This is a genomic window from Hyalangium minutum (assembly GCF_000737315.1).
GTDB classification, from domain to species: domain Bacteria; phylum Myxococcota; class Myxococcia; order Myxococcales; family Myxococcaceae; genus Hyalangium; species Hyalangium minutum.
On record NZ_JMCB01000002.1, the window covers coordinates 506,737 to 521,053 of the forward strand.

The following is a 14,317-nucleotide window of genomic DNA, read 5'->3' on the forward strand; positions in this document are numbered from 1 at the left end:
CTTGACTGGCTCGCCCGGTCACCGCCCGGAGGAGCACCTCGGCCTGCGAGAGGCCATGCACATCCTTGAGAGCACGGAGGACTTCATGACCGAGGTCATCGGGTGGTTCAGCTCTTTCGTTCTCGTGCTGACCATTGGGAAGCAGGTGCACAAGCAGTGGAAGTCGGGCTCCAGCGAGGGCGTGTCCAAGTGGCTCTTCGTCGGGCAGATCACCGCGTCTATCGGCTTTACGCTCTACAGCGTCCTGGTGCGCAACTGGGTGTTCGTGGTGACCAACGCCCTGCTGCTGCTGAGCGCCATCATGGGCGGCGTCATCGTGATGAAGCACCGGCGCGCCGAGCGGCGAGGCATGCGCCCCGCCGGGCCGTCCCGGCCCACACGGACCGTGCGGGCCTGAGCCGCTCCTCGCTCGAGCGCCGTCAACTCGGGCCCCGCCCTTCTGCCGAGCTGGAAAGGCGGGGCGAGCGGGAGCCTGCTCAGATGAGCGGGCGCGGCTGACGGCTCATCTCCTCCGGGCCCTTCAGGATGGAGGCATGGCCGCCGTGCTGCAGGCGCTGCTCCTCGTCGTAGGGCGCGGAGAACGTCTTCACCAGCTTGTTGTAGGTGCCCAGGATGAGGATGGTCGGCGCCCACTGGCCCACGAAGTTGGCCCACGTCTTGCGGTTGAGCAGCATCAGGGTGGCGCTCACCGCCATCGCTCCAAGGGCCAACCCGAGGAAGCCCACGGAGGGAACGCGCTTGGTCATCTGCTCGATGCTCGAAGTCGCTACGTCTTCGTTCTTCATGTCCAGGGTCCTCCCGGAAAGGGTGTGCGGCAAAAGTGCGCATGACGCGATCGCTGTCATGCCCTGCCTGCCTGTCTGCTCCATGGGCGGCCCCGGGAGCCGGGTTGGCGCCCGTCTCCGGCCCAACCACATTGCCTGGGTTCTGCGAGGAGGCATGGAGATGGCAGAGAAGTCCGAGGTGGCGAAGCTGCGCAGTCTGGCTCAGTTGGATGCGGATGCGGTGGGGGCCTACGACGCGGCCATTGCCCGGGTGAGCGAACCCCTGGTGCGCGAGCGGCTCAATGACTTCCGGGTGGATCACGTGCGGCACGTGCAAGACTTGAACGCGCTCATCCAGCGCTTGGGCGGTGAGGCGGTGGAGCTCAAGCCGGATCTCAAGGGTGCCGCGATGAAGGGGCTCACGGCGGTGACGAGCATGATGGGCACCGAGGCGGCCCTGGTGGCCATGTTGGGCAACGAGGAGTTCTCCAACCGGGCCTATGAGCTGGCCCTCCAGTTCGACTGGAGCCCGGAAGTCCGCGCCCTCATCCAGAAGAACCGCGAGGATGAGTACCGGCACGTGACGTGGATCCGCGACGCGGTCCGCACCCGTCCTTGGCTCAAGGACGGTGCCCGCGCCGACGAAGGCACCGAAATCCAGGCCTGAGCGCCGGAAAAAAAGCAGGCCGCCCGATATGCCGGGCCCCGGTAGACGTTAAGCTCACGGGAATTTCCGTCCATTTTCCCAGGAGAGGGGCCTGGCATGCGTTTGGCGGTCTTCGCTGTGGCGATTGTCGGAGTCTTGCTGGGAGGCTGTGCCACGAGCCGGGGGGGAAGCGGCATCCCCGCCGAGGAGGCCCTCTATGACATGCCCCTCGAGGAGATCTGGCCCTCGGTTCGCCAGTTCTTCACCGACACCGGCCTGTCTTTCCGTGAGGACGTCGGTACCTTCGTGCTGGAGACGGAGTGGCGCGAGGAGTTCGGTGGCTCGCGGGTGTCTGGTTACTGGCACCGCTACATGGTGGTGGGCAAGCGCGACACCCCCACCTCCAGCAAGCTCTGGGTCTTCCGCATCACCCGCACCGCCAACAGCACGCTGGCCAACCCAGGCTCTCAGATCTCCTGGGGCGTGAGCCGCTCGCTGGGTGGAGCTGACGGGCTCATTGGCGACGACGCCGCCGGGGGGGAGGCAAGCGGGCTGGCCAACAACAGCATCGAGGACATGTCCGCGTTCATGGAGCAGCCGCGCGGCGAGAACGCCATCTCGGCGGGCTCGCGGGATGGCCAGCGCGACCTGGTGATGGAGTGGAAGGTGTTCCACGGGATTGCGCCCCACCTGGCGAAGATCCGTGAGGAGCAGCTGGCCAAGCAGGGCGGCTCGGGGCAGGTGGTGGCGGCGCTGCCGAAGCTCAAGAGCGAGCCCGCGGCCAAGCTGGGCATCGAGTGCGGGATGACCATCCTCGGCCTGCTGCCGCAGGCCAAGCCTGGCTCGGTGATGATGCTGGGCGAGCTGCACGGCACCCAGGAGGTGCCCCGGTTCGTGGCGCAGGGCGCTTGCCAGGTGGCCTCCTCGGGCACGCCGATGACGGTGGGCCTGGAGCTGCCGGTGGAGAACCAGGCGCGGGTGAGCGCCTTCCTGCGCAGCGCCGGTACGGATGACGACTGGCTGAAGCTGATGGAGGCGCCCTTCTGGCGCAGCCCCTTCCCGGACGGGCGCAGCAGCGAGGGCATGGCGAACCTGCTGGAGCAACTGCGCCGGCTGCGCTCCCAGGGGCTGGACGTGGACGCCTTCGTGTTCGACCACCCCAAGGCCCAGGGTCAGGAGCGCGAGAATGCCATGGCCGAGACGGTGCTCTCCTACGTGCGCAAGGGCCCAGGCCGCTTCTTCATGGTGGTGTCCGGCAACATCCACCCGCGCACCGCTCAGGGCCTGCCCTGGGACAAGAAATACAAGCCCATGGGCCTGCTCATCTCCCAAGAGGTGGACGACACCCTCGCCCTGGACATGGCCTACAACAGTGGCACGGCGTGGATCTGCGCGGCAGGCACCCAGAGCGACAAGCTGGAGTGCGGGGTGAAGGACACCCGCGGCAAGGACAACGGGGACCGCTACTTCGTCCACCTGTGGGATGACGAGGACGGCAACGGCTTCCACGGCGTGTTCTACGTGGGCCCGGTGACGGCCTCGCTGCCCGCGGTGCGCCGGGGGCTGGGGCGCCCGGGGGCGGATGACAACTCCGTCCACCCGGTGCTGGGGCAGGAGCGCCCCCGGTTCTCCCGCCGTTGACCGGTGCACCCGAGGCTCGCGGCACTGCTGCGAGCCCCCCGGGCGGTAGCGTAGGCTGCCGCGCGTGAGCGAACTCACCGTCTATCAGCCGGACTTCCTCTATCGGGACGGCCGGTTTCACTCGGGCGCCTCCCTGCACGTGGGCGCCCATGGCCGCATCCTCCCGGAGGGGCCTGTGCCCGAGGGCGCGCGGGTGGTCCGCCTGCCCGGGCGCGCGCTGCTGCCGGGGCTCGTCAACGGGCACTCGCACGCCTTCCAGCGCCTCATCCGTGGACGCACGGAGTACGTGGCCGCGGGCCACGGCACGGATGACTTCTGGAGCTGGCGCGAGGCCATGTACCGCGCCGCCGAGGCCTTGAATCCCGAGGAGGTCTACACCGCCTCGCGGCAGGCCTTCCTGGAGATGCTGCTGGCCGGCATCACCTCCGTGGGCGAGTTCCACTACCTGCACCACCAGCCGGATGGCACGCCGTACGTGGAGCGCAATGCGCTGGCCTTCGAAGTGATTCGCGCCGCGCGGGACGTGGGGCTGCGGATCGTGCTGCTGCGCGTGGGCTATGCGCGCGCGGGCTTCCGCGTGCCAGAGAACCCCCGGCAGCGGCGGTTCATCGACAGGGACGTGGACACCTTCCTGGCCTCGGTGCAGGAGCTCGCCCGGGAGATGGAGGGACAGGCCGGGGTGAGCGTGGGGCTGGCGCCGCACAGCGTGCGCGCGGTGCCTCGGGAGTGGCTCACCACGCTCGCGGGACTGCGCGGCGGGAACATGCCCATGCACATGCATGTGGCCGAGCAGCCCAAGGAGCTCGAGGCCTGCGTGGCCGAGTACGGCCTGCGGCCCGTGGAGCTGCTCGAGGAGCTGGGGCTGCTGGAGCCGCGCTTCACCGCCGTGCACGCGGTGCATGTGACGGAGGACGAGGCCCGGATGCTGGGGGAAGTCGGCGCGGGCGTGTGTGCGTGCCCCTCCACCGAGCGCAACCTGGGCGATGGCATCGTCCCCGCGGACCGGCTGGTGAACGCGGGCGCGCGGCTGTGCCTGGGCTCGGACAGCCAGGCCCGGGTGGATCTGCTCGACGAGGCGCGGCAGCTCGAGGAGCACCTCCGGCTGTCTCGTGTCCGGCGTGCGGTGCTGGATCCCGGCGGCGGCGCGGTGGATGGGCTGGCGGTCCGGCTGTTCCAGATGGCCACGGTGAATGGCGCCAAGAGCCTGGGGCTGACCACGGGTGCGCTGGAGCCCGGCACGCCCGCGGACTTCTTCACGGTGGACCTGCACCACCCCTCGCTGGTGGGCGCGAGCCCCTCATCACTGCTGGCGGGGCTCGTGTTTGGCGCGGACAAGGCGGCGGTGCGGGACGTGGCGATGGATGGGCGGCTCGTGGTGAAGGACGGACAGCACCCCCGCCAAGAGGAGTCCTCGCGCGCCTTCCATGCCCTGGCTCGGAGGCTGTACTCGTGAACGATACGCTGCCCGCGCTGCGGGCCACGTTGGCGGAGCTGGTTGCACTGGACACCACCTCGGTGCGCCCGAACGCGCCGCTCATCGACTACGCCCAGGCGCGCCTGGAGGCTGCGGGGTTCGTGGCCGAGCGCCTGCTCTACACGGACGATGCGGGTGTGGAGAAGGTGAACCTGGTGGCGGTGAAGGGAGGCAACGAGGGGCGCGCGGCGCTGGCGCTGGTGGGGCACTCGGACTGCGTGCCGTATGACGCCGCGTGGAAGGACGCGCTCAAGCTCACCGAGAAAGACGGGCGGCTCTACGGGCGCGGCGCGTGTGACACCAAGGGCTTCATTGCCAGCGCGCTCCATGCGGCCACCCGGGCGGAGCGGCTGAAGGCGCCGCTGATGGTGGTGCTCACGGCGGACGAGGAGATCGGCCTGGTGGGCGCCAAGAAGCTGGTGGAGGCGGGGAAGGGGCGGGCGAGGCACGCCATCGTCGGCGAGCCCACCCGGCTTATCCCGGTGCGCGCCAACAAGGGCTACTGCCTGGGCGAGGTGGAGGTGCGGGGCAAGGAGGGGCACAGCGCGTACCCGGACACGGGGGCGTCGGCCATCTTCCGCGCCAGCCGCTTCCTGCAGAGGCTGGAGCAGGTGGCTCGCACGGTGCTCCGCGAGGAGCGGGACGCGAGCTTCGAGCCGCCCTACACCACGGTGAACGTGGGGCTCATCCAGGGCGGCAAGGCGAAGAACGTCATCCCCGGCCTGTGCCGCTTCACGGTGGAGTGGCGGCCCATCCCCGGGCAGTCGCCGCAGCGGGTGGTGGAGCTGATGGAGAGCATCCGTCAGGAGCTGGTGCGCGACGAGCCGGCCTTCGAGGCGGATATCCGCGTGCTGCGCACCGACAGCGGGGTGAGCACGGCGCCGGACGCCGAGGTGGTGCGCTTCCTCGCGGAGGCCACGGGCAACGCCCCGGAGACGGTGTCCTTCGGCACGGAGGCCCCGCAGCTCACGGCCCTGGGCGCCGAGGCGGTGGTGTTCGGCCCGGGAGACATCCGCGTGGCCCACCAGACAGGCGAGTACGTGCCCATCGAGGACCTGGTGCGCTGCGAGGCGGTGCTCTCGCAGGCCATTGCCCGCTTCTGCGGCGGGAGCTGAGCGGCTCCGCTCGCGCGGGGGGCAGCCAGGGGATCGAGCGGGTCTCGGCTGCCTGCCTCGCATTCACGGCGTGTCTACCGTGAACCGGTAGGCACTTGTGGAGGAGAGGCCATGGCTCAATCGAACTGGCGGCGCGCGCTGGTGGCGGCAGTGCTCGGGGCGTCTGTGGGGCTCCTGGGCGGCTGCGGCACCAGCGGGAACACTGAGGTGAAGGACTCCTGGATGGCTCGTGTCCCCGAGGAGCGGATGGGGAGCGTGCGGGAGGCCCAGGCGTACAAACGGCAGGCCGCGGACGAGGTGGCGCGTGCCAACGTGGCGATCGGCGACGCCGAGCGTGCGCAGGAGGTGGCTCGCCGGAACGTGGAGGCCGCCAAGCTCCGCCGGGACGCGGAGAAGGCTCAGCTGAAAGCGGCCCAGGAGACGGGGCAGCAGAGCGGCATCCAATCGGCGGAGGCACAGCTCCAGGTGGCGGAGGCGGAGTTCGCGGCGGCCAAGGCCCAGGTGGACTGGCGAGACCAGAACCTGGAGGCCTGGAAGGCGCAGAGGCAGCTCCGGGAGCGCGAGCTCAAGGTGGCGGATGCCGAGCTGAACTACGCGCAGTACCGGGCCCTGAAGGAGAACGGGGACGTGCGGGCGCAGAAGCTCACCGAGGGGGACTTCCTCTCTACCCTCGACAAGGCCCGGAAGGAGGCCCGGGAGGCGCGGCGCGACGCGGATGAGCAGACGCAGCAGGCCCGGCAGGCGCGCCTGCAGTGGGAGCAGCTCCGCGAGCGGGCGCAGGGGTACGGCGGCAGCGGCTGGAACCGGCGCTGAGCTACAGCAACGCCTCCAGCTCCTGCAGGTGCGAGAGCACCTCGCGCGGGTGCTGGGCCTCTTGCAGGCGGGTGGCGAGGCCATGGCTCGACAGCCTCGCCACGTGCGCCAGCCGCATGAGCCAGGGCCGGCCGCGCTCGCTGCCCACCATGACGATGAGCACGCGCAGCGGCTGCCCATCCGGCGTCTCATGCTTCAGCGGCTTCGCCAGGGTCACCAGTGCGGCCACGGAGGGCACTCCCTCCAGGGCCGCGTGGGGAACCGCCACCCCATTGCCCACCGAGCACGAGGCCCCGGCCTCCCGCCGCTCCAACTCGTCGGTGAGCTGCGAGGCCGCCAGCCCCGGGCAGGCGGCGCAGATGCGCTCGACGGCCATGTCTCGCGCATCCTCTACAGAGGAGCAGGAGAGCTGGAGGATGATGCGCTCGGGGGCCAGCAGCGGGGAGAGGGCGGGCGACACCTCTTCTCGCGAGGCGTCGCGCATGGGGAACTCCGCGTTGAGGAACTCACGGACCCGGGTGAGCTGTGCGCTGGTGAGCTGCCTCCGGGCGATGTCTAGGAAGACTGCCCCGGCGCCAGGCACCTGCTCCAGGTAGTTCGCCACCAGCGGGTTCACCCGGTGCGAGACATCCAGCAGCATCGCGGGGGGCACGCCCAGTTCGTGCGCGATGGCGGTGAGCCGCTCCGGTGTGGGCACGGCGTCCTGGCCATGCTCCACGCGGCTCAGGTAGGCGCTGGAGACACCGATGCGCCGGGCCAGGTCTCGCAAGGAGAGGCCCGCGTCAACGCGCAGCAGCCGGATGGTCGCTCCCAGGTGCATGGTCCCTCAGGCTCAGGCGGCGGTGCCATCCGTGACGGGGAGCCCGTCCTGGGCTGCCTCTAACACGGTCTCCGCCTGGGGAGCCGGGTGGCGCACCACCAGCAGCGACACGGGGGAGTCCTGGATGAAGCGCTCGCGCTGCAGGCCCCAGAGCCGCTCCTCCAGGCCCCACTCCTGGCCCACGCCGACGATGATCAAGTCATAGCCGCGCGCGGCCTCCGCCAGCGCCGCTTCCTCCGGCTCCGCATGCTCCACCACCTTGAAGGTGACGCGCCGGCCCTCCTCGGGGAACAGCTCCTCCACCTGCGCGCTGGCGCGCCCCTTGAGCTCGGGCGAGGTGACGTGCAGCACCGTCACCTCCGCGTCCGCGTGCCGCATGAGCCGCCGCGCCAGTCCCAGCGCCGCGCGATCATGGGAGCTGCCCATGAAGGGGACGAGCACCCGCCGCACGCTCGACAGCCCGCGGTCCACCAGGACGGCGACGTCCATGCGCGCCTCTTGCATCACCTCGTGGACCGTGCCGCCCAGCAGCGTGCGGCTCAGCAGGGGCTTGTGCCAGCCCAGCAGCACGAGGTTCGCGCTCTTGGCCGAGGCCGTGCGGCAGATGTCCGCGCCGGGCTCGCCTGAGACGAAGGAGAGCGGCTTGATGGGGAGGCTCAGCTTGTTCGCGCGCTCCATCATCGGCGTGAGCGCCGAGGCATCCGCGGGCTGCGCCTCGTGCCGCAGATGGAACGAGGCGCGCTCCGAGGAGGGGATGAGGTGCAGGGCATAGAGCTGGGAGGGATCCTGCCCTTGGGAGGTGAGGGCGTGCGCCAACGTCACCATGCCCGGCCCCGCGGTACCATGCGAGACGCACATCATCACGGTGAAGGGCGCGGGCATGAGCGCCAGGGGCACCGAGTTCTCGGGCACCAGGCGGTCGCGCGCCATCTCATCCATGGGGTAGATCCACCGCAGCAGGGGCGTGGTCATGAAGGTGGTGACCAGCGCCATGACCACCATCATCGTGAAGAGCTTGGGAGAGATGACGCCCAGGTCCAGGCCGATGTTGAGGACGATGAGCTCCATCAGGCCGCGGGTGTTCATCAGGATGCCGACGGCACCCGCCTCGCGCCAGCGCAGGCCCGTCAGCCGGGCGGCCACCGCACTCCCGCCGAACTTGCCCAGGCAGGCCAGCAGGATGATGGCGCCGCAGGTGAGCCAGGACTCGGCGCTGTTGAGCAGGCCAATCTGCGTACGCAGGCCGCTGTAGGCGAAGAAGATGGGCAGCAGCAGCACCACCGCCACGTCCTCCAGCTTCTCCGCGAGCGCCGTAGCCAGCCCGCCCTCCTTGGGGATGATGGCGCCCAGCAGGAAGGCCCCGAACAGGGCGTGGATGCCAATGAACTCAGTGGCCCAACTGGAGGCCAGCAGGAGGATGAGCGTGGCGGCGACGACGTTCTGCGTGAGCCCCTCGCGGCTGGCCACGCGCGCCCCCAGCCGCGCCAGGAAGGGCCGCACGGCCAGCAGCATGAAGCTGATGTAGAGCACGGTGAAGAGCGTGGTCCACGCCGCGTGCGCCACATCCGAGGCTCGGACGATGGACACCACGAAGGCCAGCAGGCACCAGCCCGTCACGTCATCCACCGCCGCGCAGGTGATGGCGATGGCGCCCACCCGCGACTGGAGCAGCCGTCGCTCGGTGAGGATGCGCGCCAGCACCGGGAAGGCGGTGATGCTCATCGCCACGCCCATGAAGAGGACGAAGGAGGAGAACTTCACCGAGGGCTCCGACAGCGACTCGTAGAGCCACAGCACCGCGGCGCCCGCGCCGAGCGCGAACGGGACGATAATGCTCGTGTGGCTGATGGCCACCGAGGCGTGGCCCCGGCCCTTGAGGAGCTTGGGGTCCAACTCCAGGCCGATGAGGAACATGAAGAGGATGAGCCCCACCTGGCTCAGCATCTTCAGGATGCCCATGGAGTTCTGGGGGAACAGGCTCTCCATCACCTCGGGCGCCAACCAGCCCAGCAGCGACGGCCCGAGCACGATGCCCGCGACCACCTCCGCGATGACGAGCGGCTGTCCGAGTGCCCGGGCTCCCCGCCCAATCACTCGCGACAACACAATGATCACGATGAGTTGGACGATGAGCAGGGTGAGAGGACTCTGCGCGAAGCCATGCATCGGGATCTCCTAAAGGTCGAGGGCGATAAGTGGGCACTTATCAGCCCTCTGCGCGAAGCGTCAAACCCAGCTTGGAGCACTTTTACCCTCACGTGCACGGGTCCACGAGAGGCTGTTTGCCCAGAGAGCAATGGGGCACCCGCGCCTTGCCGCTCCGGGCGCGAGGGTGCTAGCGAAGCGCCCTCTCTATGCGCCTCTCTCGACTTGTTGGTGCGTCCGCCCTGTCGTTCCTGCTGCTCGCTGGCTGTGAGAAGGAGCGCCAGCAGGGCTCCGGCTCGAAGCCCGCGTCTCCCGCCGCCTCTGGCGCGACCGCCTCCGCGGCCCAGGGGGGCACGCCGGTGGTGACCTTCGAGGGCGGCGCTATCACGCTCGAGCAGCTCCAGAGCTACATCGCGCAGATGAACCCGCAGGCACGCTCCCGGCTGGCGGCTCCCGAGCAGCGGCGCGAGTACGCGGAAGGCCTGGCGCGCTTCGAGCTCTTCGTCGCCGAGGCGCGGCGCCGCGGGCTGGAGAACGACCCCGAGGTGCAGGAGGCGATGAGGCGCGCCATGGTGCAGCAACTGCTCTTCAAGGAGTTCGACGAGAAGGCGCCGCCCGTCACCCCCGAGGAGATCTCCGCCTTCTATGAAGCGCACAAGGCCGAGTTCGTCCAGCCCGCGCGCTCGCGCTACTCGCACCTGCTGGTGCCTGCGCCCCAGGGCAGCGCCGACCGGGCCGCGAAGAAGCAGAAGGCCCAGGCGCTCCTGGAGAAGGCGCGCAAGCTTCAGCCGCTGGACTTCGATGCGTTCGATGCGCTCATCAAAGAGGCCTCGGGCAACCCAGCCGCGACGCCGGCCGAGGCAGACATCCAGCCCGTCACCCCGGAGCAGCTGAAGTCCCGGCTGGGCGCGGAGGTGGCCGCCGCCGCGGCGAAGCTGAAGCAGCCGGGAGACCTCTCGGGCGTGGTGGAGTCCAGCCAGGGCTTCCACCTGATCAAGCTCACGGATGTGAAGCCTGAGAAGAACCAGACCCTGGAGTCCGCCACTCCGCAGGTGCGTGCCCGTATCGCTCGTGAGCGGCGGGACGCCCGCGTATCGAAGTTCACCGAGGAGCTCCAGTCGCGCGCGGGCTTCCGCACGGACGAGGCAGCGCTCCAGAAGCTCCAGGTGGATCCTCAGGCGCCCCAGGCCACGACGGTGGGCCCGGCCCCAGGCTTCCTGCCCGCGCCGCCGCCGACCAAGTAACGGGCCTGGGAGGGGCCTCGCGGCCTTTCCATCGTGCGTGAAGCAACCGCTTCTTTCTCGGCCCGTGTCGGTTGCGTACAGTGGAAGCCGCTGGCTGGCTGAGTGCCTGGGGGTTCCACAATGCGTCGATGGCTCCTGGCGGTGTCGGGTCTTCTGCTGGTGACCACCTCGGTCGCCTCCGCGCAGTCGAACCAACCACCGGTAGCGGATGCAGGGGTGGACCAGGATGTCCCCGAGTGGACCGTCGTCACGCTGTCCGGCCTGGGCTCATATGATCCGGAGGATGGGGGCATCCGGCAGTACGCGTGGGCACAGCTCTCGGGCCCCCCCGTGGAGCTCATCCCCACCTTCACGAGGCCCAACCCCCAGTTCACCGCGCCGCGCGTGTCGCAGGACACGGTGCTGACCTTCCAGCTCACGGTTTATGACAACGCGTTCTTGAGCAGCACGGACACGGTGAAGATCACCGTGCACAACACCAACACGCCCCCCGTGGCGAATGCGGGCGTGGACGTGGTGCAGGATGAATACTCCATCGTGACACTCGATGGCAGCGCATCGATGGATCCCGACGGCGAGCCGCTCACCTATATGTGGACGCAGACGGCGGGCCCGGCGGTGCTCCTCAACGTGCCCACCATCGCCAAGCCCACGTTCGACGCGCCCCGGCTGACGAGCGATACGGTGCTGACGTTCCAACTCACGGTGAGTGATGCCTCCCTCTCCAGCTCGGACACCGTGAATGTCACCTTGCGCAACGTGAACGCCCCGCCGATCGCTCACGCCGGGGTGAACTGGTCCGGGGTCAGGAACACCGTGCTGCGGCTGGATGGCACGGGGTCTTGGGACCCAGACCCGGATGCGGTGCTGAGCTTTTCGTGGGCGCAGGTCTTTGGCCCGCCGGTCACCCTCGTGAACGCGGACACGGCGCGGCCTTCGTTTGTCGTGCCGGATGCGCCCACGGGCACGGAGGTCCGGTTTGAGCTCACGGTGAGCGACGGCAGTCTCTTCAGCACGGCCGATGTGCGCATAGGGATCATCGACTCAACTCAGCCTCCGGTGGCGAATGCGGGCTGGAATCAGTCAATAAGCCCGGGCCAGATGGTCGTCCTGGATGGCTCGGAGTCCAGCGATCCCGAACACACCGTGTTGGCCTACACGTGGGAGCAGCTCTCGGGGCCGCCGGTAACCATCCGGGGCTCCGCTCAGTACCCGAACGCGTACTTCGATGCACCGTATGACGCCGCCGATGGCACGGTGCTCACCTTCCAGCTCACGGTGAACGACGGCTACGCCTCCAGTACCGACACGGTGGACATTGTCGTGCGCACCGTGCTGCCTCCCCCGGTGCCCAACGCGGGCCCAGACCAGACGGTGGACGAGCGCGCGGTCGTGACGCTGGATGGCTCGGGCTCGTACGACCCGGATGGGGAGCACCTGCTGTATGGCTGGCAGCAGCTCTCGGGCCCCCCTGTGCAGCTCAACGGCAACTACGACACGCCCATGGCCACGTTCACCGCGCCCGATGTGACGGCCGATACGGTGCTCACCTTCCAGATCCTGGTGAGTGACGGGTCGCCCTACCGGACGGACACGGTGGACATCACGGTGCGGAGCGTGAACCGCGCGCCCGTGGCCCGGGCGGGTTCTCCTCAGACGGTGAACGAGCACGGACTCGTTACGCTGGATGGCCGGGGCTCTGGGGATCCAGATCAAGACCCGCTGACGTACGCGTGGGAGCAGACATCTGGCCCTCCGATGGTGCTCGCGGGAGCGAACACCGCGCAGCCCACCTTCACGCCGGAGGTGGCGGTGGACTCAGTGCTCACCTTCCGGCTAACGGTGAGCGACGGGGTGGTCTCCAGTACGGACACCGTGAGCGTCACCGTGCGGGACGTGAACCGCAGGCCGGTGGCCCGAGCGGGGCCGGACCGGTGGATGGATGAGCGCACCTCGGGCGTGCTGGATGGCCGCGAGTCGATGGATCCCGACGCGGACACGGTCCTGACCTATGCCTGGGTGCAGACGGCAGGACCCTCGGTGCAGCTCACCGGGGCAGACACGGCTCAGGCCACGTTCATTGCACCCGAGGTCTCCACGAGCACACAGCTCGTCTTCCAGCTCACGGTGAGCGACGGAGTGCTCTCTCAGACGGACTTGGTGGAGATCTGGGTCGCTCAGGTGAATCGCCCTCCCGTGGCGAACGCGGGGCAGGGCATCGCGGTGGAGGGGGGCGCCCGGGTGACGCTGGATGGCCGAGGCTCGGCGGATCCGGACGCGGACTCCACCCTGACGTACCTCTGGGAGCAGACGGAGGGGCCCGAGGCGGTGCTCTCCGGGGCCTACATCGCGCAGCCCACGGTGGTGGTGCCAGCGGTGACGGCGGACGCGGTGCTCACCTTCAAGCTCACGGTGAGCGATGGCTCACTGGCCAGCACGGACACGGTGCGTATCACGGTGCATCGGCTGAACCGCGCCCCCGTGGCTCACGCGGGCACCCGCCGCGAGGTGGACGAGCGCACCCAGGTGACGCTGGATGGCCGGGGCTCCTCGGATCCGGATCAGGACTCGCTGAGCTACGTGTGGACCCAGAAGGAGGGGCCTGCGGTGACGCTCACGGGGGCCACCTCCGCGCAGCCGGTGTTCACGGCTCCAGAAGTGACCGCAACCACGGTGCTGACGTTCCAGCTCGTGGTGAGTGACGGGGGCGCGTCCTCCGAGCCGAAGACCGTGAGCCTCACGGTCCGCAATGTGAACCGCATGCCGGTGGCTCACGCGGGCGAGGATCAGTCCGTGAAGGGCGGCGCGAGGGTGACCCTGGGGGGCAGCGGGGAGGATCCGGACAGTGACGGGATGAGCTACCGGTGGGTGCAGACGGCGGGGCCTACCATGACACTCAGCGACGATACGGATGTGGCGCCCACCTTCACCGCGCCGGGGCTGAGCTGGGACGAGGTGCTCACGTTCACCTTGAAGGTGACGGATGCCCAGGGAGCGAGCGCCGAGGACTCCGTGTCCATCACGGTGAAGGCCCTGCCGGACCTGCCCAGCGATGGGGACGGGGAGGGGAGCGGTTGTGGGTGCTCGTCGGACAGCTCTGCGGCGGGGGCGCTGCTGCCGCTGGTGTTGCTGGGCCTCCTGTTGCGGAGCCGCCGCCGGTGGCCGGTACACTGAGGGCGGGCTGAAGGAAGGAGTGCTTCGTGTCGGAAGGCACAGCCGAAGCGGGATGCGTGGCGCTGCTGCGCCGGTTCGTCTCGCTCCAGGCCGAGCTGGTGAAGGCCTGGCTCCTGTTCCATCCGGGGGGGCTGGACCCATGGGCCTCGACGCGGGTGGCTCGCCACGGCGAGGTCTTCGTGCGGGGCGAGCGCTGGCATTTCCACCGCCATGGCGGGGGCGTGGACTTTACGGGCGATGAGTCCCGGCGGGTGGTGGACGTGCACCGGGCCGCGGGCACGCCCGAGCTCTTCGACACGTGGCGGCTGATGCTCTACTTCGAGTCCCTCAACATGAACACCGTGAGGGTGGGAGCCCGCGAGTTCCCCACGGATGACGAGCGCTCGCTCGATCAGTGGCTGCAGGAACTGGAGAAGCTGGGCCTCGTCGCGAGGGACCGGACGGATGCCCAGCTGTGGCGGATCTCCATGGCGAACTGAGC

At 69.3% G+C, this 14,317-nt stretch carries 12 protein-coding genes; 9 read left to right on the forward strand and 3 right to left on the reverse strand.

Annotated features, from left to right (window positions below):
- Nucleotides 1–55 precede the first annotated feature (55 nt).
- The gene (locus tag DB31_RS05770) at nt 56–397 is read left to right on the forward strand and encodes a PQ-loop repeat-containing protein (RefSeq protein ID WP_240486545.1); all 342 of its coding nucleotides are present in this window, start codon (nt 56–58) and stop codon (nt 395–397) included.
- Nucleotides 398–476: 79 nt separating this feature from the next.
- Here DB31_RS05770 and DB31_RS05775 read toward each other — a convergent pair whose 3' ends face one another.
- Entirely contained in the window at nt 477–785 is a 309-nt protein-coding gene (locus DB31_RS05775; RefSeq protein ID WP_044183387.1) for a hypothetical protein, read from the reverse strand.
- Between the two features lie 160 nt (nt 786–945).
- Here DB31_RS05775 and DB31_RS05780 point away from each other — a divergent pair, with 160 nt between their 5' ends.
- The 5 genes from DB31_RS05780 to DB31_RS05800 all read left to right on the forward strand — a co-directional run bounded on the left by DB31_RS05780 (nt 946) and on the right by DB31_RS05800 (nt 6,453).
- Nucleotides 946–1,431, forward strand: coding sequence for a ferritin-like domain-containing protein (locus tag DB31_RS05780; protein WP_044184006.1), 486 nt, complete (start codon nt 946–948; stop codon nt 1,429–1,431).
- A gap of 96 nt (nt 1,432–1,527) precedes the next feature.
- Nucleotides 1,528–3,051, forward strand: coding sequence for a TraB/GumN family protein (locus DB31_RS05785; protein WP_044183390.1), 1,524 nt, complete (start codon nt 1,528–1,530; stop codon nt 3,049–3,051).
- Nucleotides 3,052–3,115: 64 nt separating this feature from the next.
- Entirely contained in the window at nt 3,116–4,504 is a 1,389-nt protein-coding gene (locus DB31_RS05790; RefSeq protein ID WP_044183392.1) for a formimidoylglutamate deiminase, read from the forward strand.
- Nucleotides 4,501–5,640, forward strand: a complete 1,140-nt coding sequence (gene argE / locus DB31_RS05795; protein ID WP_044183395.1) for an acetylornithine deacetylase — start codon at nt 4,501–4,503, stop codon at nt 5,638–5,640. Before DB31_RS05790 ends, argE begins: the two co-directional genes overlap by 4 nt.
- 111 nt (nt 5,641–5,751) lie before the next feature.
- On the forward strand, nt 5,752–6,453 hold the full coding sequence (locus tag DB31_RS05800) for a hypothetical protein (protein ID WP_044183398.1): 702 nt from the start codon (nt 5,752–5,754) through the stop codon (nt 6,451–6,453).
- Nucleotide 6,454: 1 nt separating this feature from the next.
- Here DB31_RS05800 and DB31_RS05805 read toward each other — a convergent pair whose 3' ends face one another.
- Together DB31_RS05805 and DB31_RS05810 are read right to left on the reverse strand one after the other, a co-directional pair.
- The gene (locus DB31_RS05805) at nt 6,455–7,273 is read right to left on the reverse strand and encodes a helix-turn-helix domain-containing protein (protein ID WP_044183401.1); all 819 of its coding nucleotides are present in this window, start codon (nt 7,271–7,273) and stop codon (nt 6,455–6,457) included.
- A gap of 12 nt (nt 7,274–7,285) precedes the next feature.
- Nucleotides 7,286–9,439: a cation:proton antiporter domain-containing protein gene (locus tag DB31_RS05810; protein WP_044183404.1), complete on the reverse strand. Its 2,154-nt coding sequence runs from the start codon at nt 9,437–9,439 to the stop codon at nt 7,286–7,288.
- 188 nt (nt 9,440–9,627) lie between these two features.
- Between DB31_RS05810 and DB31_RS05815 the strand changes: the two genes are divergently transcribed.
- The 3 genes from DB31_RS05815 to DB31_RS05825 all read left to right on the forward strand — a co-directional run bounded on the left by DB31_RS05815 (nt 9,628) and on the right by DB31_RS05825 (nt 14,315).
- Nucleotides 9,628–10,662: a peptidylprolyl isomerase gene (locus DB31_RS05815; protein WP_044183406.1), complete on the forward strand. Its 1,035-nt coding sequence runs from the start codon at nt 9,628–9,630 to the stop codon at nt 10,660–10,662.
- A gap of 120 nt (nt 10,663–10,782) precedes the next feature.
- A complete protein-coding gene (locus DB31_RS44545) occupies nt 10,783–13,836 on the forward strand; it encodes a PKD domain-containing protein (protein ID WP_052419744.1) in 3,054 nt (1,017 codons plus the stop codon).
- A 26-nt stretch (nt 13,837–13,862) separates the two neighbouring features.
- The gene (locus DB31_RS05825) at nt 13,863–14,315 is read left to right on the forward strand and encodes a DUF6896 domain-containing protein (protein WP_044183409.1); all 453 of its coding nucleotides are present in this window, start codon (nt 13,863–13,865) and stop codon (nt 14,313–14,315) included.
- Nucleotides 14,316–14,317: the final 2 nt, after the last annotated feature.